At 66.6% G+C, this 12,420-nt stretch carries 6 protein-coding genes; 2 read left to right on the plus strand and 4 right to left on the minus strand.

Going from position 1 to position 12,420, the window contains the following annotated elements; translation table 11 throughout:
- The 3 genes from ACIOMQ_RS41060 to ACIOMQ_RS41070 all read right to left on the minus strand — a co-directional run.
- Positions 1 to 3,510 (minus strand): amino acid adenylation domain-containing protein (locus ACIOMQ_RS41060; protein ID WP_402192820.1); only part of this gene is annotated, 3,510 nt, incomplete at its 3' end.
- A gap of 43 nt (positions 3,511 to 3,553) precedes the next feature.
- Complete coding sequence (locus tag ACIOMQ_RS41065; RefSeq protein ID WP_362212635.1) at positions 3,554 to 4,843, minus strand: PLP-dependent aminotransferase family protein; 1,290 nt, start codon at positions 4,841 to 4,843, stop codon at positions 3,554 to 3,556.
- 50 nt (positions 4,844 to 4,893) lie between these two features.
- Positions 4,894 to 5,139: an MbtH family protein gene (locus ACIOMQ_RS41070; RefSeq protein WP_362212638.1), complete on the minus strand. Its 246-nt coding sequence runs from the start codon at positions 5,137 to 5,139 to the stop codon at positions 4,894 to 4,896.
- A 638-nt stretch (positions 5,140 to 5,777) separates the two neighbouring features.
- Here ACIOMQ_RS41070 and ACIOMQ_RS41075 point away from each other — a divergent pair.
- Positions 5,778 to 6,578, plus strand: a complete 801-nt coding sequence (locus ACIOMQ_RS41075) for a hypothetical protein (RefSeq protein WP_362212641.1) — start codon at positions 5,778 to 5,780, stop codon at positions 6,576 to 6,578.
- On the opposite strand, the gene ACIOMQ_RS41080 is transcribed toward ACIOMQ_RS41075, so the two are convergent.
- Complete coding sequence (locus tag ACIOMQ_RS41080; protein ID WP_402192824.1) at positions 6,572 to 7,903, minus strand: MFS transporter; 1,332 nt, start codon at positions 7,901 to 7,903, stop codon at positions 6,572 to 6,574. The genes ACIOMQ_RS41075 and ACIOMQ_RS41080 overlap by 7 nt on opposite strands.
- A gap of 404 nt (positions 7,904 to 8,307) precedes the next feature.
- Here ACIOMQ_RS41080 and ACIOMQ_RS41085 point away from each other — a divergent pair.
- Positions 8,308 to 12,420: amino acid adenylation domain-containing protein (locus ACIOMQ_RS41085; RefSeq protein WP_402192827.1), on the plus strand; the 4,113-nt coding region annotated here is incomplete at its 3' end.

The raw sequence follows: 12,420 nt of genomic DNA on the forward strand, positions 1-12,420 counted from the left end.
ATGATGCAACACCAACACCAACACCGAATCCTCCGGGGTCACCACGAGATGCGCGTGGATCGGGATGTCAGTGGCGAGGTCGAACTGATGGAGGCAGTGCTCAGCAATGATCCGGTCGGCATCGCAGGGCGCACAGGAGGTGGTCGTGACAGAGACCCGACGTGGCATCAGTACATGTTGTACAGGCTCCCCGTCCACGGTGGGGAACACGGTGCGCAGCGCCTCGTGCCGGTCCACCACATCGGACAGCGCGGCCGACAGGGCACTCGGATCGGCCTGCCCGGACATCCTGGTCACCAGGGACATGTTGTAGGTCGCGGCAGTGCCGTCGACTTGGTGCAGGAACCACAGCCGACGTTGCGCGGGAGACAGCGGAAGCTGGGCGGGACGCGAACGAACCGACACCACGGGGCGGTCTCCGGGGTCACCGGCCCGAGCGGACTGGCCGATCCCGGCCACAGTCGGGTGCTCGAATACGGAACGCAGATCGACCGTGAGGCCGAGCACGGCCCGGATCCGGTTCACCAGTTTGACGGCCAGCAGGGAATGACCGCCCAACTCGAAGAATCCGTCATCGATGCCCACCTCGGTGACACCGAGCACTTCGGCGAACAGCCCGCACAGCATTTCTTCACGCGGGGTGCGCGCGCCTCGGCCGGTGGCCGTGCGGTCAGGCATCGGCAGGGCAGCGCGATCGAGCTTCCCGTGCGGGGTCAGCGGCAGGGCATCCAGCACCACGACGGCGGACGGGAGAAGGTATTCGGGCAACCGCTCGGTGAGCGCGCTCCGCACCTTGTCCGGGTCGACCGCGCCGGTGACGTAGCCGACGAGCCGCCGGTCGCCGGCTCGGTCCTCGCGTCCGACCACTACGGCTTGATCGACGCCGTCCACTGCGGCCAGCGCCGCTTCCACCTCACCCGGTTCGATCCGGAAACCGCGGATCTTGACCTGGTCGTCGGCACGCCCGACATACTCCAACGCGCCGTCCGGTCGGTATCTCACCAGGTCACCGGTGCGGTACCGACGTTCGCCCGGCCGGCCGAACGGGGCGGCGACGAACCGGGTCGCAGTCGCGGCCGGCAGGCCGACATAGCCGAGGGCGACGCCGGGGCCTCCCACATACAACTCGCCCACCACGCCCGGCGGCACCGGTCGCAGCGCCGGGTCGAGCACTTGTAGATGGGCGTTCTGGATCGGTCCACCGATATGGGGCCCGGCGCCGTCGATCCGGGCGAAGGTGGCGGTGACGGTCGTCTCGGTCGGCCCGTAGAAGTCGTACGCCACTACGTCACGCAGGTCCGACAGTTGCGACCACAGGTCGTCGCCCACCGCCTCGCCGCCCACCACGAACATACGCGGGCGCTGCTCACCGTCGAACAGTCCGGCCTCAATCAGCGGTCCGGCGAAGGAGGGTGTGGTGCTCAGCACGTCCAGGCGTGCGTCCCTCACATGTTGGACCAGCATGGCCGGATCGCGGCGGGTGTCGTCATCTATCAGGTGCAGTTCATGGCCGGCGATCATCCACAGAAGCGGATCCCATGACGCGTCGAACGCCATGGCCGCGGTCAGCCCCACGCGCAGCCTGCCACCGTCGGCTACGGGCGGCAGCGTGGTGGTCACATGGTGCTGGAGCAGGTTGGCCAACGCGCTGTGCGGCACCAGAACGCCTTTGGGGCGCCCGGTCGATCCGGAGGTGTAGATCGTGTAGGCAGCATCCGTGGGAGAAGGGGCTATTGCCCGTACGCTTCCGGCTGAGCCGATCACCTCGTCGAGTGTCAGCGCCGACGCCTGCGCCGGACATGTGCCGAGATCCCGACTCGCGCCGTCGGTCAGCACGACGGCGGCCCCGCTGTCCGCCAGCATCCACCGAGTGCGGTCGACCGGTGCCGTCGGATCGATGGTGAGGTGGACGCAGCCCGCCTTGAGCACGCCGAGCAGCGCTACGACCGTGTCCGCGGACCGCGGCAGCATCACAGCCACTACGGTCCCCGGCTCGACTCCGCGCGCCACCAGCCCAGCGGCCAGCCGGGTCGACCGGTCATCCAGTTCGGTCCGGGTCAGGACCGTGTCGCCGTGCACGATGGCTGTGGCACAGGACTCGGCGTCGGCACTTGCCGTGAAAGCGTCGATCACCGTGGCCGGACCCGCGTCTGCCCGGTTGCGGCCCCACCGCCCCAGCTGCTCCCTTTCCGTGGCGGTCAGCAGTTCGACATCGTTGATCCGCGCTGCCGGGTCGTCGGCGACCGCGGTGAGCATGCGGACCAGCCGTTCACCCAGCAACCGCACCGTGTCATGGTCGAAAATATCGACGGCATAGCCGACCACGATGTCGAGCCCCTCGGGCAGTTCGACCGCGGCGATGTCGAGGTCGAACTTCGCAATGTCCAGGCCGGTTGCCGCCGGCGTGCACTCCAGCCCGGGCAGCGCAAGGCACTCCTGTCCACCCGCTGCCGATGTCAGCAGGATCTGGAACAGCGGGTGGGAGGCCGGAGACCTGGCCGGCTGCAGGTCTTCCACCAGGCGGTCGAAGGGGACGTCCTGGTGTGCGTATGCGGACAGAGCAGTGTGCCGGGCCCTTTCGAGCAGCTCCTCGAAAGTGGGGTTGCCCGAGGTGTCGGTGCGCAGCACAAGGGTGTTGACGAAGAAGCCGACCAGGTCGTCGAGCGCCTCCTCCGTACGACCCGCGGCAACCGTTCCCAGCGGAATATCGGTGCCGCCCCCCAAACGGGTCAGGCAGGCCGCGAGCGCCGCTTGCACAACCATGAACATGGTGGCGTGATGGGCCCGGGCGACCTCTCGCAGCCGTTCGATCGTGCTCGTCTCGATGTGGAAGGTCACCGAGTCACCCCGAAACGTGGGGCGGGCCGGACGCAAGCGATCCCTCGACAGCGGGAGTTCCTCGACCATCCCGGCCAGTGTCTCGCGCCAGTAGGCGAGTTGGCGGGATATCTCGCTGTCCGGATCGGACGTCTCTCCCAGCAACTCGTGGTGCCACAACGTGTAATCCGCGTACTGAACCGGTAGCGGCTCCCATGTGGGCGCGTGACCGGCGGTCCGAGCCTTGTACGCATGCGCCAGGTCGGTGGCCAACGGCCCTATGGACCAGCCGTCTGCGGCGATGTGGTGCAGCACCAGCACAAAAAACGCGTCGATGTCGCCGGTGCGCACCACGTGCGCGTGCACGGGAAGGTCAGCGGCGAGATCGAACGTGTGGCGGCTCTGTTGGGCCACGACACGACCGGCATCACCGGCCGCGCACCAGGTGGTGCCGATACGAACCCGCGACTGCGCGGGGGGCAGCACCACCTGGACCGGCTCGCCGGCCTGCTCCGGGTAGACGGTTCGCAGTACCTCGTGCCGGTCGATCACATCCCTCAACGACGCCTGCAGCGCGGACAGATCGAGGTCACCGCGCAGGCATGTCACCACTGGGATGTTGTATGTCGCGCTCGGCCCCTCAAGCCGGTGTGCGAACCACAATCGGCGTTGCGCCGGCGACAGCGGATACATGACAACCCTCTCCTACGGCCTCGCGCTGACTTGAGGCAATGGATCAGTGATCGCGGTACTCGCGGAGGAAGGCCGCGAGGTTGTCCAGCCCGGCGTCGAGCTCAGCGGGAGTGACATGGCTGACCGACAGCCTGATCTGCTTGACCGGTACGCCGTCCCCGTAGAAGTGGTGCATCGGGGTCCACAGCACTTGATGCGCCCTTGCGGAGTGCTCAAGCACGTGGTCGTCCACCGCAAAGGGCACGGTGAGAACGAGAAAGAACCCGCCGGTGGGCACATTCCAAGTGACCTCGGGATACCGACCAGGTGGGAATCTGTCGCGTAGTCCATCCAGCATCTGCAGCAGATTGTCACGGTAGGTCCGCTGCTCGCGGACGTTTCCGGCGCGCAGGCTGAAGTCGTGCTCCAGCAGCTTGCCGCCGATCACCGCCTGCGCCAATGGTGAGGTGTTGACCGTGAGCATGCTCTTGATCCGGCCGAGTTGGTCGGCGAGAAGTTCTTCTCGGCCGTCCGCCGCGGAGACTCTCTGGTCGGCCACGACATAGCCGACCCGTGCGCCGGGCAGAGCGGTCTTGCTGAATGAGCCGAGATAGACGACTCGCCGCTCGGAGTCGAGCGCCTTGAGCGTCGGCGGGCCCGGTTCGCCGTCCGCGGTGAACAGCCCGTACGGATTGTCCTCCAACAGGAGGAAATCGTGCTCAGCAGCCAGCCGCAACAAGCGCAGGCGCGCGTCGAGGTCCAGGCTCACGCCCGAGGGATTGGCGAAATCAGCGACCACGTAAAGAGCTCGCACCCGTCGGCCCGTGGCAGCCACCATGTCGAGTTGGCGCACCAGATCATCGAAGTCGATACCCTCCGAGGAACTGGCCACGGGCAGCACCGGCATGTCCACCAACTGTGCCGCTCCCACCGCGCCGACATAGCTCGGAGTCACCGCGAGCATGACGTCGTCAGAGGTGCGTCGCAGCACGCGCAGTGTCAGGAACAGCGCCTCCTGGCAGCCGACGGTGACAACGATCGATTCCGGGTCCACCTTCATGTTCTCGTCGACCATCAGGTTGCGCGCGATCAGGTCGTGGATGATGCCCTTGGTCCGGCCGTACTGCATGATCTCGCGGTGGACTTGCACTTCATCGCCGTCGAACACGGCCAGCAGATGCTCGCGGAACCTGTCGAGGTAGCGGTGTACCGCGTCGATGCCGAAGAACTGCTCGGTGGGCCGGCCGGCTGCGAACGAGATCGCGTCCGGGTACCGCTGGGCGACCTCGTTGAGGAAGTTCATCGACTCGGCCAGTGGATGGCCCAGCGAGCCGTGAAGGTCCTCCAGCATCATCGTCGCGGCCAGGCCGGACGTGGTCGTGGTGAAGGCCGCGGTGTCCGTGTTCATGAAGCCGGTGAGCCGACCGACGGCTCGTGCTCGGCCCGATTCATGGCTTGGATCAGGCTGGCCGGACGCATATCGGTCCAATTGCTTTCCACGTAGTCGATGCAGTCAGCACGGGATGTGTCATCGAGCATCACTCGCCACCCTTGAGGGACGTCCGCGAACGACGGCCATAGCGAGTGCTGGCCCTCATCGTTGACCAGAACTTTAAAAAGTCCGCTGTCATCGTCGAACGGATTCATCAATTCATCTCCTTGGCGATCGGGGCAGTCTGTCAGCGACGAGGCAATAAGGAAAGAAATAATGCAGGAGAGAGCGGAACAAAATCTGGCGACAGCCTAAAAGCCGCGCCCGCGCCCAGGCAAGCGACCACAAGAACTCGCACCTGTCAGGTAGCTGGCTTACGGCGCGCCGGGCAGGGGTGTTTAGCAGATCCCGTGGCGCATGTCTCCACAGCGTGTTTACAGGAAGTGGACAATCGGACTGCCGGGCTCATCGGCTACGCGCCGGGCCGGCGGGAACGAGCGGCCACGCCGGGCTCGTACGCCGACCACCGCACCCGATGGCCGCCACTGAGCAGATTCACCCCATACATCCAGTGCTGCCCGCACGGTGGAAATAGTGAACATTCCACCCATCAGCCACAAAAACATCGACGAGCCACCATGAAACCCCAGGCCCAAGCATCCACTCAGAGTTCCTCCACGCCGGAGCGGGTTCAGGTTACAGTGACCTCCACCTCACGTCGGCGACCGTCCGGCACAAGGTCGCAAGAAAGAGATGTGGCTACAAGGAATTAATTATTAAACACGGAAGGGTTGATGAAATGCTATTGGGCGAATCAGATCCGGTCGTCCTTCCCGAGCGGCCGAGACCGTTGGGCGTGCGCGGGTCAGAAAACTCGGGCACGTCCGAAATCGAGTCTGCGATCGAAGGCGCACGCCTTCTCCTGCTCAATGCCTTGATAACCTCCCGGCGCGAGCGATTCACGTCCGCGACAGTGGAACCCAGCCAATTTCCCATGCTGCTGAGCCGACTCATGAGGAGCGGGTCGGAACGGAGTCTGCCGGTCCAGGTCATCTGCGGATCCCTCGACGACATCGCACACCAGATGGGGGCCGATCCAGTGGACCTGCTGTGCCGGGAGGTACTCGCCCGCGGTCACCAGCTGACTATTTTGCACCACGATCTTGCGGCACTACGAAGTCCGGACTTACAGCGGCTGGCCGTGCTGGTCGGCGCCGGCGCCGATGTGCGGCTGCTACCACGAAGCTTGCCGACCATTGCCGTGGTGGGCGCCGATTCTGCCTTGTTGCACACCTCCCCCACCTGCCCGAAGCAGGGCCTGGTGGTCCGGTCACCGGAAACGGTTCGAGCCCTGCACCGAATGCATGACGGCCTCCGAGACCTGGCCGTGGATTTCAGGCTGGTCAGCCGGGCGGTTCCGGTTCTGCTGCGGCCGAGCCCGCTCGCCGAGGTTCTGGAGAAGCTGTGCACGGGGATGAAGGACGAGTGCGCCGCACGGCAGATGCGGGTCTCCGTTCGCACCTACCGACGCTATGTCGCGAACATTCTCAAGACCCTCGATGTGACATCCAGATTCGAGGCAGGCATGCGAGTCTCCCAACTGGGCCTGACCGACATCGGGCGACGGTTGTCGCCGATGAGCGAGTTGATTCAGTGATCTGATGCCGCCGCCTCGGTAGGCCATGCCATTGCGCGAAACGCCCTGCTGGCCAGTCCGAGGCAAAACACTATGCCGAGCGCAGCCGCGATAGCGATCAGTATGGCCAGCGGCGACATGAAGTCGAGCAGGACCCCGGCGAGCAGCGTGCCCGCAGCGGCTCCCAGACCCCACAGGGTCATCACTGCCGCGACCACGCGGCCACGCTGCTCGTCCGGAACCTGACGGAACATCACGATGTCGACCAGTACCCGCATCGCCGGGACACCGAGCATGAGCAGGAACAGCACGGCGGCAGCCCACCACGGGCCCAGTGAGAGGCCGAGCAGACAGAGCAGAACGGCCACCGAACCGGCCTGTCCGAGCATCAGCGTGGCCGGGGAAAGCCGGTGCAACCGTGTGACGAGCGCGGCACCGGCGAGCCCGCCGAGCGCCAGACCCGCAGTCGCCACACCGATCAACCCCGAGGAAATTCCCTGGTGTTGCAGTTGTACCACAACTATCAACACCACCGGTGCACTGGCCGCGTTCATTACAGCGGTGAACAACGTGGTCCTGCGCAGCAATGGGTTCCGCCACATGACCACTGTTCCGCTGAGCATCCGGCGCACGGCCGAGGAAGCATCCGGATGCATCTGGTCTGCCTTGTCTGCCTTGTCTGCCTCGTCTGCCTTGAATGTCTTGTCTGCGCCAGCCTGCGGTCGCATCAGCGACACACAGGAGATCGATACCAAAAAAGTCAGTGTGGTCACCAGAAACGGCACCACACGCCCAAGGGCGAACAGCATGCCGCCGAGTGGAGGACCGGCCAGCGAAGCGCCACTGATCCTGACCTCTTCCCTGGTGAGTGCGGCGGTCAACTGCTCAGGCGGCACTACCGAGCGGAGCAGCAGCATCCGTGCGGTGGCGCTGAGCGGTCGCATCGCACCCATGACCAAGGCGACGGCCAGCAGATGGACCAGCACAAGGTGGTGCGTCACCTGCGCCAGGACGATGCTGCCGATGGCAACCGCGCGCAACGACTCCACGACGAGCAGCAGCGCCCGCCGGTCGAAACGGTCGGCCAGTTCACCGGCCGGCAACCCCAGCACAAGCGCAGTGGTCATCTGCACCGCGCCGGCTATTCCCGCAGCCGCAGGCGACCGGGTAACTGCCAGCACGAGCAGCGGAAACGCCATGTCGGCGGTCTCCAGTCCGAGCGTCGAGAACGCCGAACCGGTCCACAGCAGCTGAAAGCCCCGGTTCCGGCGCAGCGGAACCGGGCCGCTCCGTTTCTCGGTCGTCACCGCCTCGCCTCCACCGTCGCGTGCGTCGCTCTCGGACATCGGCCACCCTCCTCAGGGTCTGCGGCTCCGGACCCACGGCACACACCGGTCCCGGCGGAGTAGAAGAACTGGAGAACCGACGAGACTCCGTCTTAAGAGGTCATCGACGCGACCACATTCCCGCATAGTCGCGGACCTTGCGCGGAGCCGGAAGCGAACCGTCAGGAAGGTGACGGTTACTCCTGCCTCCCGCGGGAGCCGCAGAATGCCGGGCAGCCAGCTCCGCACTCCGGGTGTCAGCTAGTTGTCATAACACTGCAAACTCTTGGAGGCTCGACGCTACGTCCCTACTGTCGGGATCGTCCGCCGCATTGGGCGCCTTGCGACAGCACGCCCCTGCTCGCTCTCCCATCGGGCACATCGCGTTGCGGACTCCCGTTCCCGTAGCCAGACCAGGAGAGTGCATGTCGAGCGCTGCCCGTACCAAGCGCGACACCGCGATCGGTCTCGTCCCCGGATCCGCGACATCGGCATCCGCGCCGGTGCCCGCTGTCGAACAGCAGGACGGTATCGAGGTCTGGCGCGCCGAGCTGACTCCGGTCGCCGAGCCCACACTGGTCTCGCGGCTGAGTCCGGTTCCTGACGGTGATCACGACATCGCCGGCGTGAACGTGCCCGCAGGACTAGCGGAGTTGGGCGAGCTGGTCGGCTGCACACCCGCGTCGGTCGTGTCCGCCGCGCTCGGCATCGTACTCGGCGCCCTGCTCGGTCAACGCACGGTGGTCGTCGACCTGATCGACGGCACGGCCGGCGCGGTCCCCCTGGTGCTGACGCCCGGTCCGGACATGGGCTTTGTGGACGTCTTGGCCGCGTTGCGCGCGCAGCGTCGCCGGGTCCAAGGACACGAGGCATCCGCGCCGACCGTGACCACGGACGGCATCGCGCTCACCGATGTCCTCATCACTACCGGTGAAGTGGTGGAGCGGGGGCGTCACATGCTGGTGGGCGTGCTGCGCCCGGACCGGCCCGGACACATGGACCTGCACGGCGGTGGCCTGGCTGGACCGAGCGTCCATAGCGTGGGGGCCCGCCTGGCGACCATACTCCCGCGGCTGGTCGACTCACCCGACGAGCCGCTGGCGCGGCTGGACCTGCTCCATCCCGACGAGCGCCGCAGCGTATTGGGCGAATGGCATGGCCTGCCTGATGTCGAACCTCGTCTGCTGCATCAACTGTTCGAAGAGCAGGCATCCCAGCACCCCGACACGATTGCGGTCGAGCACGGCTCCCAACAGGTCACCTACCACGAGCTGAACCAGCGAGCGAATCGCCTGGCGCGGTTCCTGGTCGGCCGCGGGGTCGGTCCGGACGTGCCGGTGGTGGTATCGATGGGCCGCGGCATCGACCTGGTGGTAGCGCTGCTCGCGATCGCCAAGGCGGGCGGAACCTACGTCCCTGTCGACCCCGCGTACCCCTTGCCGCGCAAGCAGTTCGTGCTCGATGACACCGAGCCGCTGCTGACCCTGGTGGACAAAGCCGCCCGGCTGCCCGGCAGGAACCAGGTAGTGCTCGCCGATGTGGACGTATCCGGCTATCCGGCCGGCGATCTCGACGACGAGGAACACTCGGCGCCCAGACATCACACCCAGCTGGCATACGTGATCTATACGTCTGGCTCCACCGGTACGCCGAAGGGTGTCGGGCTGGCGCATACCGGCCTGTCCCGCTTGGTACATCGGCACCGCCGCTATGTCAGCTCCGACGCCAGCCACCGCGTGCTGCAACTCGCCTCCATCGCCTTCGACGGCTCCGTCTGGGAAATCATGATGGCCCTGTTGAGCGGCGGCACCCTCGTAGTCGGCGATCCCGAGGCGCTACTGACCGGAGGCAGCACCGCCGGGGACATCACACACGCGACCGTCACGCCGTCCCTGCTTTCGGCCCTGCCGACCGAGGCGTTCCCGGCGGGGGCCACCCTCATCACCGCCAGCGAGGCCTGCACACCGGCGCTGGTCGACCGGTGGTCGGAAAAGCATCGGCTGATCAACTCCTACGGCCCCACCGAAACCACGGTGTCCGCGGCCAGCGGTTCACTCGCGGCCGGGGAGCCGGTCACGGTGGGCGGGCCGATCGAGGCCACTCGTGTGTTCGTGCTCGACGAGGCACTGCGCCCGCTGCCGCCCGGGTTCGCCGGGGAGCTCTACGTAGCCGGTCCCGGACTCGCGCGGGGATACCTCAATCGCCTGGGTCTGACCGCGGGACGGTTCGTGGCGAACCCGTTCGGCGCGCCCGGCGAGCGCATGTACCGCACAGGCGATCTGGTGCGCTGGAACCTTCAGGGCCGCCTCGAGTATGTGGGCCGCACCGACGACCAGGTGAAGGTCCGCGGGTTCCGGATCGAGCCCAGCGAGGTGGAGGTCGCGCTCGCCGAGGTCGCGGGGGTGGATCGCGCCGCGGTACTCGTCCAGCAGGACGACCGCGGGGACAAGCGACTGGTGGCCTACCTCGTACCCGACAGTGATTCCGGTGCTGAGACCGATCGCGCCGGACAGCAGGTCGACGAGTGGCGTGAGGTCAGCGACGCCCACTACGGCACCATCGACGACCAGGGTCTCGACGATGTCTTCTCCGGGTGGACCAGCAGCTATACCGGGGAACCCATGGGCGATGAGGAGATGCGCGAGTGGCGTCAGGCCACGGTGGACCGGATACTCGAGGCCCGGCCCGCGCGGGTACTCGAGATCGGGGTCGGCACCGGCCTGATCATGTCCCGCACCGCGCCGCACTGCCAGGAGTACTGGGGCACCGACTTGTCCCCTGTGGTTGTGGCCCACCTGTCCGGGAAGGTGGCACAGGTCCCGGAACTGGCCGGCCGGGTGAGGCTGCACGCCGCCGGCGCGCACGAACTCGATGACCTGCCACAGGAGTACTTCGACACCGTGGTCGTCAACTCGGTCGCGCAGTACTTCCCCGGTGCCGATTACCTGGTCGGCGTCATCCACACCGCTCTCGGGCTGTTGGCGCCGGGCGGCCGGCTGTTCCTGGGCGATCTGCGCAACCTGCGCCTGATGCGAACCCTGCACACGGCGATCGCGCTGACCGCCACGGAGCTGCCGGCCGATCCGGCATCGATCGCACGTACGGTCGACCAACTCACAGCGGGAGAGAAGGAACTGCTGGTCGACCCGGACATGTTCGCCGCGATCCGTCGCACCGACCCTCGCATCGACGCCGTGGATATACAGTTGCAACGCGGAACATTCCATAATGAGTTGACCCGTCACCGCTATGACGTGGTACTGCGCCGGGGCCCCGTCGCGGTAATCGCTGAGCCTGCTCATCATGAACTGCGCTGGGGCACCGAGATCAGCACGCTCGATCAGCTCGCGGCTGTTCTGGCCGCCGGTCCCGTCACGCCGGTCCGCGTGCTCGGGATACCCAACGGTCGGCTGCACGGAGAGATCAGCGCGCGCCGGGCGCTGGATGCCGGCGCCTCGCCTGCCGAAGCCGCCGTTCTGCTGACTGCTCCGGGCACCACGCCCGATCCCGAAGAACTGCACGCTCTGGGCGAGTCCTTCGGCTTCGCGGTCCTCACCACCTGGGCGGGCACCGCCGATGACGGCAGCATGGACGCACTGTTCCACGATCCGGCACAACCTGCTCCAGTGGACCAACTGTACGTACCACGCGACCAGTCGTCGGCGCCGCACTCGTACACCAACAATCCGCTGCGGCGTCTGGAGGAGGCCGAGCTCGTCGCCTCCGCCAAAGCCCACCTGCGGCGGCTGCTGCCGGCCCACATGGTGCCCAGCGCGTTCGTCGTGGTCGACCACATGCCAATGACCACCAATGGAAAGCTGGACAAACGGGCTCTGCCCCAGGCCGACTTCGCTGCTCGCGCCGGCTCTCGCGCCCCACGTACACCTGCCGAGGAGATTCTCTGCGGGGTGTTCGCCGACGTCCTCGGTGTCGCGCAGGTCGGGGTGCACGACAACTTCTTCGAACTGGGCGGCCATTCCCTGCTTGCCACCCGGTTGATCAACCGGATTCGTACCCTGCTCGGGGCCGACCTCGCTGTGCAGACGCTGTTCGACGCGCCGACCGTTGCCGGAGTCGGGACCTTTCTCGACACGACATCGACGGGCTCCCGTGCGCGGCCGACCCGAATCGAGCCGTGGCCCGGAGCACTCCTGCCGCTGTCTCCGGCGCAGCGGCGGCTGTGGTTCCTGCACCGGGTTGAAGGCCCGAGCTCGACGTACACGGTGCCGCTGGTGACGCGGATCCAGGGCCGGCTGGACCGGGAGGCGCTCGATGCCGCGCTGTCCGATGTCGTGGACCGGCACGAGGCGCTGCGCACGGTGTTCCCCACGGTGGACGGAGAGCCTGTCCAGCGGATACTCCCGGGCGGTCCGGGCTCACTGACGGCGTCGTGGCTGGAGTGCGCTGCTGAGCAGGCTGATGCCATGGTGGCAAGGGAGAGCACGCACGTCTTCGACCTCGCGGTTGATCCGCCGGTGCATGCCGCGGTGGTCCCGTACGGGGATCTCGAGTCGGTGTTGGTGTTGGTGTTGCATCAC

Source organism: Streptomyces sp. NPDC087845 (genome assembly GCF_044742755.1).
In the GTDB taxonomy this organism is placed as follows: Bacteria; Actinomycetota; Actinomycetes; order Streptomycetales; family Streptomycetaceae; genus Streptomyces.

Coding starts and splice junctions, on each gene's coding strand:
- ACIOMQ_RS41065 (WP_362212635.1), bottom strand. CDS start 4,843: ATGATGCTGGAGGACCTTCACGGCTCGCTGGGCCATCCACTGGCCGAG.
- ACIOMQ_RS41080 (WP_402192824.1), bottom strand. CDS start 7,903: ATGTCCGAGAGCGACGCACGCGACGGTGGAGGCGAGGCGGTGACGACC.